Raw genomic sequence first — 19,611 nt, forward strand, 5'->3', positions numbered from 1 at the left:
CACTCTGCCGAATGCCTGCACCCTGCTGTATACCGATGCATACGGTTGAATTCAAGACGAGGAGAGCCATCGGGGAAAGCGGAACGTTCAATGCGGCGGAACGGGCCCCGGACCCCGCCCGCGGGCAGCAAAACGGCCGGCAGGGGCAGGCGAAGCGCTGCCCCTGCCGGCCTTCGGCGGTCAGAGCCGGCCCAGCTCCTCGGTGTACAGGTTCAGCTTGATGTCCCGCGCCGCCTTGAAATGGGCGTAACCCACCTCGTAGGCCTTCTCGCCGGCGCGCAATTCGATCGCCTGGACCAGTTGGTCATGTTCCGCGCAGGCGGCTTCCCAGCGCCCCGGCTGCGAAAGCGTGGTCGCGGGAAAACGGGCCAGATGCAGATCGAGGCGTTCCAGCAGGTCACGCAGGGGTTCATTGTGGGCGGCCTGCCAAACGGCCCGGTGGAAGGCCCGATTCGCCCGGACCATCTCGGCCGGAGACGCGGCATCGGCGTTCCTGCACTGTTGCGCAGCGGCCCGGAGCAGCCGCACATCGTGATCCGTCCGCCGGTCCGCGGCAACCCGTCCCGCGGTCGCCTCAAGCAGGATGCGGGCCTCGTAGATGTCCAGGATCTCCTCCGGGGACCGCTCGCGGACCACCAGCCCACGCTCGTTCCACGACACCAGTCCGTCCTGCTCCAGGCGCCGGAGCGCTTCGCGGACGGGGGTACGGCTCACCCCGCACCACTTCGCAAGGGAGGATTCGACCAACCCCTGCCCGGGCGCCAATTCCCCGGACACAATGGCTTCCTTGATCTTCTCGTAGGGGCTGACGCGCGTACCCGCCGTTTCCCCTCGTTCCGCAGCCATCGGGCCGCCCCCTTTCGCCGTGGTCCGTACACCTCAGTCCGTACACATCAGCATACCGATGCGTCGCTGCCCGGCCCCGGCATCCGCCGGGCTCCAGATGCACTGCCACGGGCCGAACCGCCGGGCGGGGCGAAACCGCTCCCCGCCGGGGCCTCGCTCCGAATGGAAGGATGGGGGCCATGACCGTCCTCAAATCGATCCTGCTCTTCGGCGTGGCCGCCCTCTTCGAGATCGGCGGAGCCTGGCTGGTGTGGCAGGGCATCCGCGAGCAGCGCGGCTGGGTGTGGGTCGGGGCCGGGGCGATCGCGCTGGGCATCTACGGGATGGTGGCCACCCTGCAGCCGGACGCGAACTTCGGGCGGATCCTCGCCGCCTACGGGGGCGTCTTCGTGGCCGGTTCGCTGGCCTGGGCGATGCTGGTGGACGGGTTCCGGCCGGACCGCTGGGACGTGGCCGGCGCGCTGGTGTGCCTGGCCGGCGTCGGACTGATCATGTACGCCCCGCGGGGCAGCTGACTCCCCGCGCCCAGGGCGGAAGAACCGCTCCACCTGGAACGGCACGTGTTGGAAGCTCGCACGCCGGAACGGCACACATGGCGCAGAATGGGAACCACACGGCCCTCCGGCGACCGGAAAACGGCAGGCGGGCACACCGCCAGACAGACAGGACAGACATGGGTTCCACAGACGCCTTCTACCTCGACAAGTCAGATCCCGCCCCGTGGAAGGCACTGAACGCTTTCTCCCTGAAGGTGAGCGCCGCACTGAAGGCGGCCGGACTCAGCCGCCGCATCGCCGAACTGGTGAACCTGCGCATCTCCCAGATCAACGGCTGCGCCTTCTGCCTGGACATGCACACCAAGCAGGCCCTGGAGGCCGGCGAAACCATCCAGCGTTTGGGCGTGCTGCCGGCCTGGCGCGAGACGGACCTGTTCACCGACGAGGAGATGGCCGCGCTGGCGATCGCCGAGACCGTCACCCTCCTTCCCCACGAGGAGGAGCGCCTGGCCGAACTCGCCGGCGTCCGCAACATCCTGACAGATGCCCAGTACTCGGCCCTGACGTGGGCGGCCATCTCCATCAACGCCTTCAACCGGGTCTCCATCATCAGCCGCCACGCCATCACCCCGGACCCGGAGCCCGAACAGGCTTAGGCTGGTACACATGAGCAACACCGAGGCAGTTCCCGCCGAAGTCCTGTGCGAGACCGGCACGGACCGCGAGGGCATCGAACTCCTGGAACCGCGCGACGTCCCGCTCGGCGGCGTGCGCGCCATGACCGTGCGCCGCACGCTGCCGCAGAAGCGGCGCAGCCTGATCGGCGCCTGGTGCTTCCTGGACCACTACGGCCCGGACAACGTGGAAGCCACCGGCGGCATGCGCGTGGCCCGACACCCCCACACCGGCCTGCAGACCGCCAGCTGGCTGTTCACCGGCGAGATCGAACACCGGGACTCCGCCGGCTTCCACGCGCTGGTCCGCCCGGGCGAGCTGAATCTGATGACCGCCGGGCGCGGCATCAGCCACTCGGAGTTCTCCACCCCGGACACCACCGTCCTGCACGGCGCCCAGCTGTGGATCGCACTGCCGGACGCGACCCGCTCCGTGGAGCCGGGCTTCGAGCACTACCGCCCGGAGCCCGTGGCCGGGGAAGGCTGGGAGCTGCGCGTGTTCCTGGGCGAGCTCGCCGGCAGTTCCTCCCCGGTGAAGACCCACACCGCGCTGGTCGGCGCCGAAATCCTGCTCGAGCCCGGCACGCGGCTGGGGCTGGAGCTGGACCCCGCCTTCGAACACGGCATCCTGCTGGACACCGGAGACCTGGGGCTCGACGGCCGCGAGGTCGCCACAGACCACCTGGCGTACCTGCCCACGGGGCGTACCGGCGTCGTGCTGGAGGCCGGCGAGCGTGCGGTCCGCGCGCTGCTGATCGGCGGCGAACCGCTGGGCGAGCAGATCGTGATGTGGTGGAACTTCGTGGGCCGCAGCCACGAGGAGGTCGTGGCCTACCGCGCGGCCTGGCAGGCGGAGATCGGCGTCGGGGCGCCGGTTCCCGGGGCGGCCGAGGCGTACGACGACGGCGCCCCCGTCCCGCGCTTCGGCACCTTCCCGCCGGGGGAACCGGCGCCGTGGCCGGCCCCCGCGCTTCCGACCGTGCGCATGAGGCCCCGGGGCTAGGCGCCCGGGCGCCCCAACCCAGCAACCCGCCGCGCAGCAACACACCGAACAGCAACCTTCCGAGACGTCACCCAGGAGCCGCAATGACCGAAACCGCCACCATCGTTGCCCACCACCACCCGGAGCGGCACCGCTACGAGCTCCTCGACGGGGACGCCGTCATCGGCAAGACGCTCTACATGCCCTTCGAGGACGCGGCCGGACCGCTGCGGATCTTCTACCACACCAAGGTCAACGACGCCTACGCCGGGCAGGGGCTGGCCTCGAAGCTGGCCCGGGCGGCGCTGGACGGGACGCGGGAGGCCGGGGCGCGCATCGTGCCGGTCTGCCCGTACATCAAGGCGTACCTGGGCAAGCACCCGGAGTACTCGGACATCGTGGTGACCCCGCGGCCCGAGCACCTGGCCCTCTTGCCGTAGCGGCTACGAAGAAGGGCCCCTGACAGGCGGCGCGGCGTCGGCGAGGCTCTGCATCTTGCAGGCCGGTGCCGGATAGGATCGCGGCAAGCAGGCACCGGCGCCTGCGCAGATCCCGCGAGAGGCCAAGGTACCCGATGATCCATTCCGCCGTGATCGAGGGCGTTCCCGTCCGTTGGGCCGATCAGCCCGGCCGTTTCAGTGCATCGCTGGTCTTCCGGGCCGGCGTGCGGGACGAGACCTTCGCAACGGCGGGGATCACGCACCTGGTGGAGCACCTCGCGTTCTCCGGGATCCCGGTGCCTGACCACGCGCACAACGGCGAGGTCAAGCTGGGCATCACGGAGTTCATGTTCGAGGGCACGCCCGAGGAGGTGGCCGAGTCCCTGGCAGCCATCTGCGGATCGCTGTCGGCCCTGGCCGAGGGACGGGTGGACGAGCAACAGTTGGCCCGGGAACGCGCCGTGCTCGAGGCCGAGGGCGTCACGAGTCCGGTGCCGCCGGAAATGGCCGAGGCGCTGTCGAACCACTACGGCCTGATCGGGCCCGGGCTGGCCGCGGTGGACGAGAAGTACCTGGACCGTCTGACCGCCGCGGACGTGGCGAAGTATGCGGCCGGATACTTCACGCGGGGCAACGCCGTCCTGGTGTGCTCCGCGGCCCCACCGGAGGGCCTGCGCCTGCCACTGCCCGAGGGGCCACGACGGCCCCTGCTCGACGCCGACCGCGTCGGTGCGTCCACGCCGGCCGAGTACGTCAGCGGCGGGACGAAGGTGGTGCTCTCCTTCAGGATTCCCGGCGACCACAACGACGCTGCCGCCGCCACGCCGCTGGTGCAGCAGGCATTGGAACGGCGCATCCACGAGGGACTGCGCCGCCGAGACGGGTTGGTCTACGGCGCGGACTGCTACGGCGTGACGGTCGATGACCGCAGCGCACTCTTGGTCGCCACCATCGACGTGGCCCCGCGCAACGCGGCCGAGTCGGCCCGCCGCGTCGTAGACGAGTTGCGAAATCTGCGGGATACCGGGCTCACCCCTGAGGAAGTGCGCCGCTCTACCGCCCGGCTCGCCTCCGACCGGGCCGAGCCCGAGTCGGCACAGGGCGATGCGTACCAGGCCGCGGTGGCCGAACTCTGCGGGCAACGCCCTTGGCTGCTGGCCGACTTCGCCGCCGCGCTGGAGACCTACACCCCCGCGCTCACCACCGCCCTGCTGGCTGACTTGGACACCACGCTGCTCGTCGGGCTCCCCGAGGAAGCCATCCCCGACGACGTGAACGCGGCCACCGGCGTCGTCTTCCCGCCCCGCCGCACCCAGGAACGGGCCGAGGTCCAAGGGAAGGTGTACAAGCGCGGGCTGCTGGCCCGGTTCGCCGGCGCCCCGGCCGACGCACGCCTGGTGGTCGGCCAGGCCGGCGTCGAACTGACGCTGCTCGGCGAGACCACGGCCATGCCGTGGGAGGCGATCGTGGGTCTGGAGCGCGAGCCATTCGATGCCGGCGTCGAGGGGATCACGCTCTACACCCGGGATGCGTTCCAGTTCGCCTTCCTCTCCGCCTGGTTCCGCCGCGGCGAAGAAGCGGTCACCCGGATCCGGGCCGCGGTGCCGGAGCGGCTCCAGTTCCTGACGGCCCCGGACGGGAACTCCAACTAGGCCGCGGGAATTTTTCCCACCTCCGCGGCCGTCACGGCGGCGTGTCCGGGCAACACGCCGCGTTTTCCGGCAGGTCCGGCCCGGAAAGTGGGAAATTTCGCGGCGGCTACCAGCCGGTGGAGAGCACGTGGTCAAGCGCCTCGACCACGAAGTCGGCGCTCTCCATCGTCAGGCACAGCGGCGGCTTCACCTTCAGCACGTTCCGCCGCTCGGAGGTGGGCTGGACGATCACCCCGAGCGTGAGCAGGCGCTCGCAGATCGCCGCGGCCTCGGCCGCCGCCGGCTCCAGCGTCTGGCGGTCCCGCACCAGTTCCACGCCCAGGTACAGGCCTGTCCCGTGCACGTGGGCAACCAACTGGTGCCGCTCCCCCAGCGCCTCCAGCCGGGCCTTGAGGTGGGCGCCGACCATGCGGGCATTCCGCTCCAGCCCCTCGGCCTCCATCGCGTCCAGCACCGCCAGCCCCACCCGGCAGCTGACCGGGGAGCCGCCCGCGGAGGAGAAGAACATGCCCTCGTGGCCCAGCGCCTCGGCGATCGCGCGGGTGGTGATGACCCCCCCGATCGGGTAGCCGTTGCCCATGGGCTTGGCGATGGCGATGATGTCCGGGACCACCCCCTGGGCGGTGAAGGACCAGAACTCCCCCGTCCGGCCGAAGCCCACCTGCACCTCGTCGGCGATGCAGAGCCCGCCGTGCGCGCGCACCGCGGCGTAGGCCTCCGCCAGGTAGCCGGTCGGTGGCAGGACTCCCCCGGCGTTGCCCAGGATGGGTTCGCAGATGAACCCGGCCACCGGCCGGCCCTCGGCGTCCAGGCGCGCCAGGTCGGCGGCCAGATCCTCGGCGTAGCCGACGCCGGCGCCCAGGCCCCGGTGGGTGCCGCGCAGCGGGTTGGGGACGTCGGCAACGTGCACCCAGTCCGGGCGGGAGGCAAGCGCCCGGGGGTTGTCGTAGGCGCTGGTGGTCACCGCATCGGCGCCGATGGACCAGCCGTGATAGGCCTCGCGCAGCGCCACGACGGTCCGCCGCCCGGTCGCCGCCCACGCCAGCCGCAGGGCCAGGTCCACGGCCTCGGTACCGCTGTTGACCAGCATCACCGTATCCAGGCCCTCCGGCGCGAGCGCCACCAGCCGCTCGCCGTATTCGGCGAGGCTGCGGTACAGGAACCGGGAGTTGGTGTTCAGCAGGCGCAGCTGTTCGGTGGCGGCCGCCGCGACGGCCGGATGCCCGTGGCCCACGCCCGTGACGTTGTTGACCAGGTCCACGTAGCTGCGCCCGCCGATGTCCACCAGATGGTGCCGCCAGCCGCGTTCGATCTGCGGGGGGCGGTGGTAGTAGCGCTCCTGCGCCGAGGAAAAGGTCCGGTTGCGGCGCAGCTGCTCCTCCTCCGGGTCCGCGGCGAGGGGCGAGGGTTCCAGCCCGAACAGCGAGGCGGGGTCGCGCAGCAGCCGCCGCCACGCGGGCGCGAGGTCCGGGGAGGTGAACTTGGGGACCTCCTCCGGCGCGTCGGGGGCGACCAGCCGCACCGACAGCGGCGGGGTGAGGCCCGGGTACGACGCCGGCGCCTCGCCGAACGCATCCCCCGCGGCGAGGGCGCGGGCCGGCGCGGTGGCCGGAACCTCCGCCTCCGGGTCGGCGGCGAGGCCGCCGACGATCAGGCGCAGTCCGTCGGCACGGCGCAGTTCGACCTCGCCGATCCCGGTTTGGGTGAGCTGGGCCGGCCAGGGGGCGGCCAGCGGGAGGGCGCGGTTCAGGTACAGCTGCAGGCCCAGCGGCACGGTCTCCGCGGCGGTGCGCGCATCGGTACGGGTGCGGGTCAGCCGGGGCACCCCGTAGGGCAGGACCACCGCGTCGTGGGTGCGCAGCGCCGCCACCCCCAGCGTGTCCTCGGCGTCGCGTCCCAGCCACTTTCCGGCGTCGAGCAGCGGGCTTTCCACACCCAGGTCCAGCACGTATGCCTCGGGGAGCATCAACAGTTCGCCGACGTTCTCCAGCGCCGCGGCCGGGAAGCCCACCGCGTCCAGCACCGCCGCCACGCCCACCTCGAGCGGGAGCGACGTGGCCGCCTCGAAGATCGACCATTCCCCGTCCATGCGTTCGGCGGCATATTCATTGTCCGCCTCCAGCGCCACCTGCTGCCAGCCGCTGGCCACCAGGACCGCCGCACGCTGGACGATCAGCGGCCACAGGGCCGCCGCCTCGGCCCGGGACAGCGCGAAGCGCTCGTGGAACGCGCGCACGGCCTCTAGCACCGTCAGCGGATCGTCCGGGTTGTGGTGGAGCAGCGAGGAGCAGGTGACCGCCAGCTCGGCAACGCGCCAGCCGATGGCCAGGTCGCCGAAGTCGATCACCCCGGCCGCCCGCGGACGCCCGTCCGGGCCGAGGGCGGCAATGATGTTGTCGTCGGTCAGGTCTCCGTGGATCGGCTGCAGGGGCAGGAACGGGCGCAGCGGCGCCAGCAGGGCCTCGGCCCGATCGGCGACCTCCCACACCCGCAGCGCCTTGTCCTCGTCACCGACGGCGGGCAGCAGGTCCTCCACGACCGCCAGCGCCCGCCGCATGTCCCATTGGAGCTGGCGGTCCAGGCCGGGGTGCTCGAAGCCGGCCAGGGCGCCGCTGACCTCTCCGGCCAAGGCCCCGATCCCGGCGAGCGCCTCCGGGGAAAGGTAGCCGGAGTCGATGAGGTATCCGCCGGCCAGGTGCTCGAACAGGCGGACCCCGTATTCGGTGCCGGCGTCGTCGGAGACCCGCTGGATCCGGTAGCCGTCCAGGCCAGGCAGCACGCGCGCCACGGGCACCCCGGCCTCGGCGAGGCGTTCGATCGCCAGGTTCTGCGCCTCGATCTCCACGACGCTGAAGGCCTGGTTGTCCACCTTCAGGACCGCCAGCCGGGCGTCGGCGGACATGAGCAGGAAGTTGCGGTCCTGGTTGCTGCCCAGTTCGGTGGCCGTGGCCACGACCCCATAGAGAGCCGAGGCGATCCGGGCGGCCTGCGCCGCGTCCACCGCCGGCCTCCGCAGCCCACCGGCCGGGGTGCCGGGTTCCGGAGTCGGGACGTCGTTCATGGTTCCTCCCGGGATCGTGCGCTCAGTGGCGGCCGCTGCACCGGTCAGCCAGTCCCCATTATTCGGGCCGGACCGGAGGTTGGCGAGGGCCGATCCCGGCAGGCCCTCGCCAGTGGCGGGCGGGGCCGATACCCTGCAGTCGGGGGGCCATGCCGCCTCCGCAGCGTCTCGAGCGAGTGAACCGCACGAGACTTTGAACCGCACCGAGGGAATGAACCTCAGCGAAGGAGCAAACATGGCCGTCCCCGCCGGAGGACCGTACCTGGAACCCGCCGTCCTGGAGATCGAGTGGACCCCGACCGCCGTCGTAAAGGCCGCCGGCGTGGCATGGGACGCGTTGCCCGGGCTGTTCGACCGCGGCTACCAGGCCGTCTCGGCGGCCCTCCAAGACGAGGGCAAGCCTCCGGTCGGTCCCGCGTTCGCCCTGTACCCCCGCCAGCCCGGCGCCACGGTGGATCTGGAGCTGGGCTTTCCGCTGATCCGGCCGCTGCAGGGTGGACTGCCCTCGATCGAGCAGGACAACCCCCGCACGGACCTGGACGTGGTGCCCTCGGAACTCCCCGGGGGCCGCGTGGCGGTGTTCTCCCACCTTGGCCCCTACGACGCGTTGGGCGACGCCTGGCAGCGCCTCACCGCGTGGGCCGAGGGGCAGGGGCACACGCTGCGGCTTCCCTTCTGGGAGGTCTATGTCACCGAGCCGACCCCGGAGATGGACCCCGCCACGCTGCGCACGGACCTGTACCTGCCCCTCCGGTGAGCACGCGGGCCCGCGTCCCTGGCCGGCCGCTCGCCGGGTCTTGCTTCCGGGGCCCGGGCTTCCAGCCGCGCCTCTTTCTACCCGTGCAGGTCCCGGTACGCGGCCGCGGCCGCGGGGTGCAGCGGCACGTCGGCGGTGTTGATCAGCGTCTCCTGGCTGAGGAACTGCACGCCCAGGCTGGAGCGCGGAATGAGTTCCTGGGCGTGGCCCACCAGCAGTTCAACCGTTCGCCGCACCGTGGGCCCGTCCGCGTCGTACCGGCACAGCAGCAGGTTCGCCACTCCCACCGTCCAGACGGCCGGAGCGTCCCTGTAGGCCTCATCCGGGATCAGGACCCGGTCGTAGTAGGCCCCGTAGCGGTTGCGCATGGCCGGGAGCACGGCGGAGAGGTCAAGGAACCCCAGCCCCGCTTCCTGGTTGGCGGCGGCGATGGCGGCCGTGGGGACGCCGCCGGACCAGAACAGCGCATCCACCGATCCCTCCCGCAGGGCGGCGAGTCCATCGTTGAGCCCCAGGTTCACCTCCCGGATGGCCCGGGCGCCGCCGAACCCCGTCGAGAGGCCCGAAGCGGCAATGATGCGGTGGGCCGTCAGCGACGTTCCCGCCCTGGCCTCGCCAATGGCCACCGTCTTGCCGCCCAGGTCCGCAAGGGCCCCGATGCCGCTGTCCCTGCGCACGATGCAGTGCACGTAGTTTTCGTACACCTTTCCGACGGCGGCAATCGTCCCGGGCGCGGTCGGCGGCACTTGACGGGCGCCTGGTGCCTGCAGCGTACCTGTCGTCTGCGGGTTGGCCCGCTGCGCCGCGGCGTCGGCCAGGGCGATGGCGAACGTGGCCTCGCCGGATTCAACGAGCTCCATGTTCTCGAGACTGCCTCCGGTGGTCAGCGGAACGGCGTTGGCGGCCACGCCGTTCCTTTGCAGCAGGCCCGCCAGCAGGGTGGCGAATTCCAGGTAGAACCCGCCGGTTTCGCCGCCAGCCACCGTGATCCTGTCCGGGCGTTCCTTTGGGGCGCAGCCGGTGGCCGCGGGCAGCAGGAGGCCGGCCAGTCCCACGGAGAGCCCGGCCCGGAGCGCGGTCCGCCGCGGCAGCAGGCCATCGCCGTTTCGAGGTTCAGCCATCCCTGCGCTCCCCCTCGGCCGTGGGGCGGGGGAACACCAGGCGGGCCACCAGCCCGTGGGGCGCGCGTTCCTCCAGCAGCAGGCGGCCGCCGTTCGCTCCCGCGAGCCGCTCCACGATCGTCATGCCCAGGCCGGTGCCCCGGATCTGCCGATGGCGCGGGGACCGCCAGAACCGGGTGGTGGACGCGGCCCGCTCCTCCGCCGAAAGCCCGGGGCCGTCGTCGGACACCTCGATCTCCACCGACCCCGGCCCGGTCCGCAGGTCCACCGAAATGTGGGCCCCGGGGGCGTACTTGACGGCGTTCGTGAGCAGCTCCCCCACCATTTGCGAGAGTTCGCCGGCGTTGCAGGCAAGCTGCACCGGAGGTTCCGGCGCCGCTCCCAGCACCAGGGAGGATCCGGCCAGCCGCGCGGCGGGTTCTGCCCGTTCGGCTTCCTCCTGCAGGACGGGGAACGGGTCGATCAGGGCCGGCCCGGGCCCCGATCCGGCGGCGTCCCAGGCAGCACCCTCGAACCCCCGGTGCTCGGCCGACGCCAACTTAAGCACCCCCTCCAGGATCTCCTCCACCCGGTCCATCTCCACGGCGACGCCGTCCGCCGCGTTCCGCTGCCGCTCCGTCTGCAGTTCCAGGCGCAGCAGGTCGAACCTCAGCCTCAGGGCTCCCACCGGATTGCGCAGCTCGTGGGAGGTGTCGGCGATCAGCCTGCGCTGGGATTCGAGGCTCTCGCTCACCGTGTGCGCCATCGCGCTGAAGGAGCGGCTCAGTGCCCTCAGTTCCGGTGGGCCGGCCTCGGGAAGCGCGGTGGCCGTTCCCGTTGCCCCCAATTGCGACACCGCGGAGTCCAGGCGGAGCACGGGGCGCAGCACCCACCGGGTCACACCGGCCGCGCCGAGCAGCAGCACCGCCCAGACCGCGGCCGCCCCCAGCCCGACGAGGAGCCACCGCTCCCGCAGCTTCTGCCGGGCCGCGTCCAGCTTGACCTCAAGCACGGCCTCTCCCAGCACCTGGCTGGAGGTCCCGAAGGACCGGGCGATCACGTCCGGGCCGGTTCCGAACGGCCGCAGCGGCGGCAGCACGGTGTCGTTGAGGTTCAGGCCCGCCTTGGACACGGCGTCCTGCACGTCCTGGCGGTCCTGGCCCAGCCCTCCGGAGTGCAGGGTGCCCTGCGGCAGGCGAACCAGGACCCCTTCCCCATAGAGCGCGGAGTACCTGTCCATTTCGCGCTGCAGCTGGGTGGGGTCATCGTCCAGCGCCGCGTCGTAGGCCAGCTGGGCGAACCGGTTGAGGGCGGCCACCCGGTTGATCTGGACCGTCTGGGTGAGTTCCCGGCTGGCCGAGGACAGGATCACGCTGGAGACAACCAGCACCAGGACCACCGTGAGCAGGCTGAGGACGCCCAGGACCCGCAGCCTCATGCCGGATCCGCCTCGACCCGGTAGCCCACCCCGCGGACGTTGATGATGAAGCCCGGAAGCTGGAGCTTGGACCGCAGCCCCGTCAGATGGACATCAAGCGAACGGGACGAGGCCAGGAAGGCATCGCCCCACAGGGCGTCCAGGATCTGTTCCCGGGTGACCACAGATCCCGCGTTCCGGGCCAGGAGCGCCAACAGGTCGAATTCGGTCGCCGTCAGCGGCAGCGTCCGGGGACCGACGGCGGCCACGCGGCGGTCCAGATCGATCTCCAGGTCCCCGAGCACGATGTTCCGGGCCCTGCCCGTCCCGCTCCGGCCCGTCCGCCGGGTGACGGCCTCGATCCGGGCGAGCAGCTCCACGAGCTTGACCGGCTTGAGCAGGTAGTCGTCGGCCCCGGACCGCAGCCCCAGGACCACGCTGCGCTCGTCGTTGCGGGCAGTCAGGATCAGGATGGGGCACTCGGTCACCTGGCGAAGCTTCCGCAGCAGTTCCAGGCCGTCCATGTCCGGAAGCCCGAGGTCCAGCAGGATCACCTCGAAATTGCGGTGGACCAGCAGGGCATCCGCCCCGCGGGAAACCGTGGTGGCCTTGTGGCCGGCCGAGACCACGGCGGCGGACAGGGCGGACGCCATGGAGCCGTCGTCTTCGACGATGAGCACTTCCATGGCCTGGTCCCTTTGCCGCTGTTCTTTTGTCGCTGAGCGGGTCCCGCGCGGCATTCAGCGGGCCGCGACCCGTTTGGAGACTACCCCTTCCGGCGGTTTTTCGCTGTCCGGCGAGGCTCGGACCGAACGGTCGGTGAAAACCTAAGGAAGTGTTAGGAAATGGCCTCCCACGTTGGATGTGCCTGACATCACCCATAGCTTTGAGGGTGTCCTCCTTACTGGAGGCCGGTCCCCGTCGAGATTGCGCCGCAGGCCAGCACGCCGCGGCAAGTGTTCCGGGGACACCACAAACAGCAGGAAATGGCTGCCAAGGACGGCGCCGACCAGGAAGGTTCCTAGATGAGCACGCAACAAACCGTGCCCCTGAATGAGGCGGCCCAGACCCGCAAAGCCGTGAGCAACATCCTCAAGGGCTCCGCGGGCAACCTCGTTGAGTGGTACGACCTCTACGTCTACACCGTCTTCGCCGCCTACTTCCAGTCCCACTTCTTCACCTCCGAAGACCCGCTCCAGGCGGGCCTGGAAGCCATGGCCGTCTTCTCGACGTCGTTCCTGATGCGCCCCATCGGCAGCTGGTTCTTCGGCCGCTACGCCGACCGCAAGGGCCGCAAGGCGGCCCTGACGCTGAGCGTCACGCTCATGTCGGTGGGTTCCTTCGCGATCGCCCTGCTGCCCACCACGCAGCAGGTCGGAGTGTGGGCCCTCGTCGCCCTCATCGCCATCCGCCTGCTCCAGGGCTTCTCGGTCGGCGGCGAGTACGGGACCAGCGCCACGTACATGTCCGAGGCCGCCACGGCCCGCCGCCGCGGCTTCTTCTCCAGCTTCCAGTACGTCACGCTGATCGGCGGCCAGATGCTGGCCCTGCTGGTCCTGGTCATCCTCCAGCAACTCCTCGACAAGGACGCCCTGACGGAGTGGGGCTGGCGCATCCCATTCGCCCTCGGCGGCGTGGCCGCCCTGGTGGTCCTGTGGCTGCGCCGGTCCATGGAGGAAACCGTCTCCGCCGACCAGATCCGCGCCGCCCACGTGGCGGTTCCCGGCGAGGCCCAGCCCGGCACCCTGAAGCTGCTCTTCACCCGGCACTGGAAGTCCCTGCTGATCTGCATCGGGGTCACCATGGGCGGCACCGTGGCGTTCTACACGTACACCAACTTCATCCTGAAGTTCATGAATGACACCTCCGGCATCCCCAAGACGGACACCTCGCTCATCAACTTCTGGGCGCTGTTCATCTTTATGCTCCTGCAGCCGGTGTACGGCCTCATCTCCGACAAGGTCGGCCGCAAGCCGCTGCTGATCTGGTTCGGCATCACGGGCGTGCTGTTCACCTGGCCGCTGCTGTCCATGCTGGCCGGCACCCAGAACCCCGTCACGGCCTTCCTGCTGATGATGGGCGGACTGCTGGCCGTCGGCGGCTACACCTCCATCAACGCCCTGGTGAAGGCCGAACTGTTCCCCGCCTCCATCCGCGCCCTCGGCGTTGGCCTGGGCTACGCCATCGCCAACTCCCTGTTCGGCGGAACCGTGCCCCTGATCGGTGCGGCGCTGCAGAAGGCCGGACGCGAGGACCTGTTCTTCACCTACGTCACCGTTGCCATCGGCATCTCGCTGCTGGTCTACATCTTCGCCCTCAAGAACAAGAAGTCCACCCACCTGGATAAGGAACAGGGCAGCGCCTTCGGCGAAGCGGCCGGACCTGCCGCCGGCGGCGACCGCGAGGCGGACCTCTCCAAGGTCTAGCCTTCTGAACAGGGTTTAGCGCTTCGTTTAGCGCTTCTGAAGCGGCCGCCGGCACCGGACCCCCGTCCGGCGCCGGCGGCCGCTTCCGGTGGCGCCTCCCTGCATCCGAGGCCCGGCGTCCTCGCCGTCCTCCCGGCAGGGAACGGAAGCGGTCAGGAGAGCCGGTGGTCCCCCTCGGGGAGCCCGATCAGGATGCCCGGGGCGTTGGCGATGGCGTGCGGCAGCATCGTCGTTTCCTGCTGGACGGCGAGGGCCCCCCAGGAGACGGCCCGCCGCAGCGCCTCGTAGCGCTGCCCCTGCCCGCGACCATCGCGGCCGGAGACGCTGAGGTAGCCTGCCAGCGCCGCGTCCCCGGCACCCGTCGTATTGACCACCTGCGCGTGGGGACCGCACGCCCACAGTGCCCCTTGGCCACCGACCTCGAGGATGCCGTCGGGCCCCAGACTGACCAGAACCGTCTCGACTCCCCGCGCCCTCACCAGAGCGGCCGCCTCCACCGCGTCGCGCAGGGAAAGCACGGGAATCCCGGCCATGAGGGCCAGCTCGGCGGCATTGGGCTTGACCAAATCGGGCTGGCCTGCGTCAGTCCACCCCGACCAGGCTTCGTCGACGGGTGCGTCCAAACAGACTGAGACTCCGAGCGACCGCATCGTGCGAAAGAGGGGCCGTAGGTCAACTGCGACCCCGGTGCTCCTGTCAATGGGCAGTGCGCCGCCGAGCACAAACCAGTCTGCGCCGATCCTCCGGACCTCCCCGATGGCCGCTTGGCATAGCCGGTCCCACTGGCCGGGGTCCAGGGGAGCCGGCAGCGCATTGATGTTCGTCGTCAATCCCGATTCGTCGACCAGGATCACATTGGTGCGGATCGGACGCCCCACTTCGACCCCGCACGCCACCTGCATGATTCCGTCGTCGCATCCGATCGCGGCGATTCCTTCCGGACCCACCGGAAGAACCGCCGAAACCGCATTGCCGGCCAAGTGGAGGGCCCGGGCGACGTTCACCCCGTTGCCGGCCAAGTACGTGGCCACGCCCTTGGCCCGGTTGACCTGCCCCGCCTGGACTCGATCAAGGAAATACACCTTGTCGATCGAGGGCGCGGGCGTCAGGGTCACGACCCGGGGAGATGCCGCGGCACGATGGGCAGTGCCACCTGCGCGGACCGGCGCCCGGACCTGTGCCAGCTCACAGCCCCTTTCCGCCGACAGCTTGACGCTCATGACCACTCCTTCGCCTCGTTGATGTGCACCTTTCCGGAAGGGAGGCGTCCCGCCATCCCCGTGGCGGCCAGAAGCGGGTCCGTTCCGGCGGCTTGCGGGCGGTGCGCCAGCGCGGCACCGACCGTGCCGCAGAGTTCGTTCCAGGAGGCGGTGAACTTCTCGATGCCCTCCCTCTCGAGGAGCGTGGTGGCGTCGTCACAGGACACGCCGGCCGCGGCGACCGCTTCCAGGATCCGGGCCGACTCCGCGTAACTGCCCGCGATGGTGTTCCCGCGCACGATCCCATGGTCGAAGGTGGCTTCCAGGGTCTTCGCCGGCATGGTGTTGACGGTTCCCGGCGCGGCGAGTTCAACGACGTACAGGGTGTCGGGAACCGAGGGGTCCTTCACGCCGGTGGACGCCCACAGCAGGCGCTGCTTGTTCGCACCCGCGTCGAGGACGTGCCTCGCGCGGTCGGTGCCGAACGCTTCCTCATACACCTGGTGGGCCAGCCGGGCGTTCGCAAGTCCCGCCTTGGTCCGCAGGGCGAGGGCCCCCTCGGTGCCGATTTCCGCAAGCCTCCTGTCGATCTCCGTGTCCAGGCGCGAGACGAAGAACGAGGCGACCGAGTGGATCCTGGCCAGGTCCAGGCCCGCGGCCTTGGCCTTTTCCAGGCCGGCGAGATAGGCGTTGATGACCTCCCGGTAGCGCTCGAGCGAGAAGATCAGCGTGACATTGACAGAGATTCCGGCCGCGATGGTCTCCGTGATGGCTTCCAGGCCTTTGGCGGTTGCCGGGATCTTGACCAGCACGTTCTCGCGGTTCACCTTCGCGTACAGCGCTTTGGCCTGCTCGATGGTCGCCTGGGTGTCATGGGCGACGCCGGGGTCCACCTCGATGGAGACGCGGCCGTCGAATCCGTTGGACCCGTCATGGATCGGCCGGAAGATGTCGCACGCGGCGGCGACGTCGGCGGCGGTGATCTCGAGGACGGCCTCCGGGACCTTCGCGCCCGCGTCCGCCAGCGCCCCGATCTGCTCGCTGTAGGACTCCCCCTGCGCCAGGGCGGCGGCGAAGATCGTCGGATTCGTGGTGACACCGACGACGTTCCTCTTTTCGATCAGCTTCCGCAGGCTGCCGGACACGATGTGCTCGCGGGTGAGGTCGTCGAGCCAGATGCTGACGCCTGCGTCGGAGAGCTCCTGGGTGGGCTTGGTCGCCGTCATGTGTCTTGTCTCTTTTCAGTCAGGATGAGCAGGAGTTTGCGCCTGCAGGGCCCGCCCCCGAAGCCGGCAGTGCCGCTTCGGGGGCGGCCGGCATCAGAGCGGGTAGGAGCCGGGCTCCCGCCGCATGGTGATCCAGCGGGTCTCGGTGAAGGCGTCGACGCTCGCTTGGGCGCCGCCGTGGCGGGAACCCGTGCCGGAGGCGCCGATGCCGCCGAACGGGGTGTTCGCCTCGTCGTTCACCGTCTGGTCGTTGATGTGCACGATGCCCGTCGGGATGAGGCGTGCCATCTCCAGCGCCGCCATCACGTCGGCCGTCACGATGCCCAGGGAGAGCCCGAAGTCGGTGGCCGCGGCCAGTTCGATCGCTTCCTCGTCCGTCGAGAACGGAACCACCGACGCGACCGGGCCGAACACCTCGTCGCAGTACGCGGCGGCCTCCCGGGGAGGGTCCGCCAGAACCGTCGGCCGGTAGAACAGTCCCTCGTACGTGCCGCCCGCACGCAGCACGGCGCCCTGAGCGACGGCGTCCTGCACCAGCGTGTGGACGCGGTCGCGCTGCACCTCGTCGATCAGCGGCCCCAAGTGCACGGGACCGGTGGCGGGATCGCCCACGTGCATCGACTCGGCCTTGGCCGCGAGCTTGGAGACGTACTCCTCGAACAGGGACTCATGCACCAGGTGGCGCCCCACCGTCATGCAGATCTGTCCCTGGTGCAGGAACGATCCCCACGTGGCGAGGTTGACGGCCTTGTCCACATCGGCGTCGTGGCGCACGACGAAGGCCGAGTTGCCCCCGAGCTCAAGGTGGGCCCGGGTGAGGTGCCGGCCCGCCAGTTCGCCGACGATGCGGCCGGCGCGCGTGGATCCGGTGAAGGCGACGACGCGGACGCGCGGATCCGTGACCATGGCCTCCCCGACGTCGGCCCCGCCCGGGACGAGCTGGAGCAGGCCGGCGGGAAGCCCCGCCTCCTCGAAGATCCGCACCATGGCCACGCCGCCGGTGATGATCGTGCGCGGGTCCGGCTTCAGCAACACGGCATTCCCCAGCGCCAGTGCCGGCGCGACCGCGCGAATGCCGAGGATCAGCGGAACGTTGAACGGCGAGATCACTCCGACGACGCCCACCGGCACCTGCTCGGCGAGCGAGAGGCGGGGCTCTTCGCTGGAGAGGACCGTGCCCCGCGGTGCGGAGGGAAGGGCGGAGGCCTCGTAGCACTCGGCGGCCGTGACGTGCAGGGCGAATCCGGCGAGCGGAGGGATGGCACCCACCTCACGCACGTTCCAGCCCGAGATCTCCTCGGCATGCTCCTCCCACAGCTGGCCGGCCCGGCGCAGCACCGCGGCGCGGACTGAATGGGGGGCGGCCGCCCACTCCTTCTGTGCGCGCTCCGCGCCCTCCGCGGCCCGCGCGACGTCCTTCGGGCTGGCGAGTCCCACCATGGCGAGGGTCTTGCCGGTGGCGGGCTCGGTCGACGCAATTTCTCCCCCCGCGCCGGGGGTCCACTCGCCGTCGATGTAGATCTTGCCCGCAAACTTCGCCTCGTCGATGAGGATGCCGCGGGTTTCGGTGGTCGTGGTCATGTTGCTGCCTTTCTGTTCGATTGCGTCGTCGGTGGTCACAAGCGGCTGGGGGCGCTTGCCGCCCGGCCCAGGCCGATCGTGTGCGCTGCGTCGGCCGCGAAGGCCGCGCCGTCGTCGAAGGGGCGCCGCCAGATCGCGAGCATGTCCGCCGCCCCGGGGGCGAGGGTCGAGCGGGAGAACGCCTCGATGCCCCATCTGCCCTCGTAGCCGTCCTCCAAGGCCTGGCGCACGATGCCGGCGACATCGACCGACCCCGCGGAGAGCGGGCCCCTTCCGGACTGGCCAAGCTCGAGGTAGCCAAGCCTGGGCAGCGCGGTGCGGATGGCGGCCGACGCGTCGGCCTCCTCGATCGCCATGTGAAAGGTGTCGAGGTGGATCCAGAGGTGCTCGGAGCCGCTCGCGGAGACGTAGTCCATCGCTTGTGCGGCGGTGTTCACCACGGATGTCTCGTAGCGGTTGAGCACCTCGAAGGTCATGCGGATCCCGCGGGCGTGGGCCTCATCCGCAATGCGCCCCACCTCCGCTGCCGACCTTTCAAACGCCGCGCGGTCGGTGAGGCCCGCCGGATGGCCGAAGACGCCGTAGGGCACCCCGTTCATCTGGTCCGAGCCAAGGGCGGCGCTCAGGTCCAGGGCCCTGCGGAGCAGGAGGACCCCGGCCTCGCGCACCGCATCGTTCGTCGAGGAGACGTCCGCCTCGGGAGACTGTCCCGCGATGGTGATCGGAGCCAGGCCCCGGGCCGCGAATTGCTCACGCAACGCCGGCGCGTCGACGTGCTCCGGATCCAGCGGCGGCAGCACGACCCGCCGGTAGCCGCCGGCGGCGATGGCGTCCAGCGCGGACGGAAGGTGAACGGATGCGACGTCGGGCACGAAGATGTTCAGGTGGCAGGCCACATCCAAGCCGGTTTCCATGGTCTTTCTTCCCTAGAAGGTCGGCAGGTCGAGGCGCTTCTTGAAGCTGGAGTACCCGTCGTCGACGTGCACCACGGTCCCGTTGATCACGTTGGATTCGTCGGAGGCGAGGAAGGCGACGACGTTGGCGATCTCGTCGGGCTCGGTCAGGACGCCGCGGAGCTGTTCCGAGGCGAACGTCTGCTTCAGCTCGTCAGTGAACTGGTTGATGATCGGCGTGCCCACGCGGCCGGGGGTGATCGCCACCGCCCGCACGCCGAACTCCGCGAGTTCGTACGCCGCCGAGCGGGTGAAGGAGATGACGGCTGCCTTGGCGGCGCTGTAGGAGAAGGCCAGCTCGGCGGCCTGCTCGCCGTAGATCGACGAGGTGTTGATGATGACACCGCCCCTGCCCTGGTCGCGGAACTGCCTGCCCGCTGCGAGGATGCCGTGGTAGACGCCGTCCTGGTCGATGCGGATCATCGGCGCGTAATCGGTCTCGGGATCGTGCTCAAGCAGCGGCTTGCCGCCTGCGATGCCCGCATTGTTGAAAATGACGTCGAGTCCGCCGAACACCTCCACGGCCCGCGCAACGGTGGCTTCGACTTCCGCGAAGCTCGAGACGTCCACCTGGGCCGCGGCGGCGGCGCCCTCAAAGCCCGCTGCCGTGACTTCGGCGACGACCTTTTCGGCCTGTTCCAGATTGATGTCGGCAACCAGCACCCGCGCGCCCTCACGGACGAACTTGTGCACGGTGGCCCGGCCGATTCCGCTGGCGCCGCCGGTGATGATGGCGACCTTGCCTTCCAAACGCATGATTGTTCTCTTCCTGATTGATGGTGATTTGGCTTGGGCGGTGC

General features: G+C 70.4%; 17 protein-coding genes. 7 read left to right on the top strand and 10 right to left on the bottom strand.

What is annotated here, in order from left to right; genetic code table 11:
- Positions 1-180 precede the first annotated feature (180 nt).
- A complete protein-coding gene (locus ABD912_RS11670; RefSeq protein ID WP_345150959.1) occupies positions 181-846 on the bottom strand; it encodes a GntR family transcriptional regulator in 666 nt (221 codons plus the stop codon).
- Positions 847-1,025: 179 nt separating this feature from the next.
- Here ABD912_RS11670 and ABD912_RS11675 point away from each other — a divergent pair, with 179 nt between their 5' ends.
- The 5 genes from ABD912_RS11675 (at position 1,026) to ABD912_RS11695 (ending at position 5,091) form a co-directional block, all read left to right on the top strand.
- On the top strand, positions 1,026-1,361 hold the full coding sequence (locus ABD912_RS11675) for a YnfA family protein (protein WP_345150960.1): 336 nt from the start codon (positions 1,026-1,028) through the stop codon (positions 1,359-1,361).
- Positions 1,362-1,519: 158 nt separating this feature from the next.
- Positions 1,520-1,999, top strand: coding sequence for a carboxymuconolactone decarboxylase family protein (locus ABD912_RS11680; protein ID WP_345150962.1), 480 nt, complete (start codon positions 1,520-1,522; stop codon positions 1,997-1,999).
- Between the two features lie 10 nt (positions 2,000-2,009).
- Positions 2,010-3,020 carry a pirin family protein gene (locus ABD912_RS11685; protein WP_345150964.1) on the top strand — a complete coding sequence of 337 codons (1,011 nt, stop codon included), beginning with the start codon at positions 2,010-2,012 and terminating at the stop codon, positions 3,018-3,020.
- Between the two features lie 83 nt (positions 3,021-3,103).
- Positions 3,104-3,439, top strand: a complete 336-nt coding sequence (locus ABD912_RS11690; RefSeq protein WP_345150965.1) for a GNAT family N-acetyltransferase — start codon at positions 3,104-3,106, stop codon at positions 3,437-3,439.
- A gap of 134 nt (positions 3,440-3,573) precedes the next feature.
- Positions 3,574-5,091, top strand: coding sequence for a M16 family metallopeptidase (locus ABD912_RS11695; protein ID WP_345150967.1), 1,518 nt, complete (start codon positions 3,574-3,576; stop codon positions 5,089-5,091).
- A 106-nt stretch (positions 5,092-5,197) separates the two neighbouring features.
- Here the strand turns inward: ABD912_RS11695 and ABD912_RS11700 are convergent, their stop codons facing one another.
- Positions 5,198-8,152, bottom strand: coding sequence for an aminotransferase (locus tag ABD912_RS11700; RefSeq protein WP_345150969.1), 2,955 nt, complete (start codon positions 8,150-8,152; stop codon positions 5,198-5,200).
- Between the two features lie 235 nt (positions 8,153-8,387).
- Between ABD912_RS11700 and ABD912_RS11705 the strand changes: the two genes are divergently transcribed.
- Positions 8,388-8,909 (top strand): GyrI-like domain-containing protein, encoded by a 522-nt coding sequence (locus tag ABD912_RS11705; RefSeq protein ID WP_345150970.1) that lies wholly within the window; start codon positions 8,388-8,390, stop codon positions 8,907-8,909.
- 77 nt (positions 8,910-8,986) lie between these two features.
- On the opposite strand, the gene ABD912_RS11710 is transcribed toward ABD912_RS11705, so the two are convergent.
- Genes ABD912_RS11710 through ABD912_RS11720 form a run of 3 tightly spaced genes read right to left on the bottom strand, consistent with a single transcriptional unit; the run spans position 8,987 to position 12,112 of the window.
- Positions 8,987-10,030 (bottom strand): TAXI family TRAP transporter solute-binding subunit, encoded by a 1,044-nt coding sequence (locus ABD912_RS11710; protein WP_345150972.1) that lies wholly within the window; start codon positions 10,028-10,030, stop codon positions 8,987-8,989.
- Positions 10,023-11,447 carry a sensor histidine kinase gene (locus ABD912_RS11715; protein WP_345150973.1) on the bottom strand — a complete coding sequence of 475 codons (1,425 nt, stop codon included), beginning with the start codon at positions 11,445-11,447 and terminating at the stop codon, positions 10,023-10,025. The genes ABD912_RS11710 and ABD912_RS11715 overlap by 8 nt, the downstream gene beginning before the upstream one ends.
- Positions 11,444-12,112, bottom strand: a complete 669-nt coding sequence (locus tag ABD912_RS11720) for a response regulator transcription factor (RefSeq protein ID WP_345150974.1) — start codon at positions 12,110-12,112, stop codon at positions 11,444-11,446. Before ABD912_RS11720 ends, ABD912_RS11715 begins: the two co-directional genes overlap by 4 nt.
- A gap of 339 nt (positions 12,113-12,451) precedes the next feature.
- On the opposite strand from ABD912_RS11720, the gene ABD912_RS11725 reads away from it, so the two are divergent.
- A complete protein-coding gene (locus ABD912_RS11725; protein WP_345150975.1) occupies positions 12,452-13,852 on the top strand; it encodes an MFS transporter in 1,401 nt (466 codons plus the stop codon).
- A gap of 152 nt (positions 13,853-14,004) precedes the next feature.
- On the opposite strand, the gene ABD912_RS11730 is transcribed toward ABD912_RS11725, so the two are convergent.
- From ABD912_RS11730 to ABD912_RS11750, 5 genes are all read right to left on the bottom strand, one after another.
- Positions 14,005-15,072 (bottom strand): 1-phosphofructokinase family hexose kinase, encoded by a 1,068-nt coding sequence (locus ABD912_RS11730; RefSeq protein WP_345150976.1) that lies wholly within the window; start codon positions 15,070-15,072, stop codon positions 14,005-14,007.
- Complete coding sequence (gene tal / locus ABD912_RS11735; protein ID WP_345150977.1) at positions 15,069-16,277, bottom strand: transaldolase; 1,209 nt, start codon at positions 16,275-16,277, stop codon at positions 15,069-15,071. The genes ABD912_RS11730 and tal overlap by 4 nt, the downstream gene beginning before the upstream one ends.
- 93 nt (positions 16,278-16,370) lie before the next feature.
- A complete protein-coding gene (locus ABD912_RS11740) occupies positions 16,371-17,858 on the bottom strand; it encodes a benzaldehyde dehydrogenase (RefSeq protein ID WP_345150978.1) in 1,488 nt (495 codons plus the stop codon).
- 35 nt (positions 17,859-17,893) lie between these two features.
- Positions 17,894-18,772, bottom strand: coding sequence for a sugar phosphate isomerase/epimerase family protein (locus ABD912_RS11745; protein ID WP_345150979.1), 879 nt, complete (start codon positions 18,770-18,772; stop codon positions 17,894-17,896).
- A 12-nt stretch (positions 18,773-18,784) separates the two neighbouring features.
- Positions 18,785-19,567, bottom strand: coding sequence for an SDR family NAD(P)-dependent oxidoreductase (locus ABD912_RS11750; RefSeq protein WP_345150980.1), 783 nt, complete (start codon positions 19,565-19,567; stop codon positions 18,785-18,787).
- Positions 19,568-19,611 lie beyond the last annotated feature (44 nt).

This window comes from Arthrobacter ginkgonis (assembly GCF_039540195.1).
In the GTDB taxonomy this organism is placed as follows: Bacteria; Actinomycetota; Actinomycetes; order Actinomycetales; family Micrococcaceae; genus Zafaria; species Zafaria ginkgonis.

Coding starts and splice junctions, on each gene's coding strand:
- ABD912_RS11670 (WP_345150959.1), bottom strand. CDS start 846: ATGGCTGCGGAACGAGGGGAAACGGCGGGTACGCGCGTCAGCCCCTAC.
- ABD912_RS11675 (WP_345150960.1), top strand. CDS start 1,026: ATGACCGTCCTCAAATCGATCCTGCTCTTCGGCGTGGCCGCCCTCTTC.
- ABD912_RS11680 (WP_345150962.1), top strand. CDS start 1,520: ATGGGTTCCACAGACGCCTTCTACCTCGACAAGTCAGATCCCGCCCCG.
- ABD912_RS11685 (WP_345150964.1), top strand. CDS start 2,010: ATGAGCAACACCGAGGCAGTTCCCGCCGAAGTCCTGTGCGAGACCGGC.
- ABD912_RS11690 (WP_345150965.1), top strand. CDS start 3,104: ATGACCGAAACCGCCACCATCGTTGCCCACCACCACCCGGAGCGGCAC.
- ABD912_RS11695 (WP_345150967.1), top strand. CDS start 3,574: ATGATCCATTCCGCCGTGATCGAGGGCGTTCCCGTCCGTTGGGCCGAT.
- ABD912_RS11700 (WP_345150969.1), bottom strand. CDS start 8,152: ATGAACGACGTCCCGACTCCGGAACCCGGCACCCCGGCCGGTGGGCTG.
- ABD912_RS11705 (WP_345150970.1), top strand. CDS start 8,388: ATGGCCGTCCCCGCCGGAGGACCGTACCTGGAACCCGCCGTCCTGGAG.
- ABD912_RS11710 (WP_345150972.1), bottom strand. CDS start 10,030: ATGGCTGAACCTCGAAACGGCGATGGCCTGCTGCCGCGGCGGACCGCG.
- ABD912_RS11715 (WP_345150973.1), bottom strand. CDS start 11,447: ATGAGGCTGCGGGTCCTGGGCGTCCTCAGCCTGCTCACGGTGGTCCTG.
- ABD912_RS11720 (WP_345150974.1), bottom strand. CDS start 12,112: ATGGAAGTGCTCATCGTCGAAGACGACGGCTCCATGGCGTCCGCCCTG.
- ABD912_RS11725 (WP_345150975.1), top strand. CDS start 12,452: ATGAGCACGCAACAAACCGTGCCCCTGAATGAGGCGGCCCAGACCCGC.
- ABD912_RS11730 (WP_345150976.1), bottom strand. CDS start 15,072: ATGAGCGTCAAGCTGTCGGCGGAAAGGGGCTGTGAGCTGGCACAGGTC.
- tal (WP_345150977.1), bottom strand. CDS start 16,277: ATGACGGCGACCAAGCCCACCCAGGAGCTCTCCGACGCAGGCGTCAGC.
- ABD912_RS11740 (WP_345150978.1), bottom strand. CDS start 17,858: ATGACCACGACCACCGAAACCCGCGGCATCCTCATCGACGAGGCGAAG.
- ABD912_RS11745 (WP_345150979.1), bottom strand. CDS start 18,772: ATGGAAACCGGCTTGGATGTGGCCTGCCACCTGAACATCTTCGTGCCC.
- ABD912_RS11750 (WP_345150980.1), bottom strand. CDS start 19,567: ATGCGTTTGGAAGGCAAGGTCGCCATCATCACCGGCGGCGCCAGCGGA.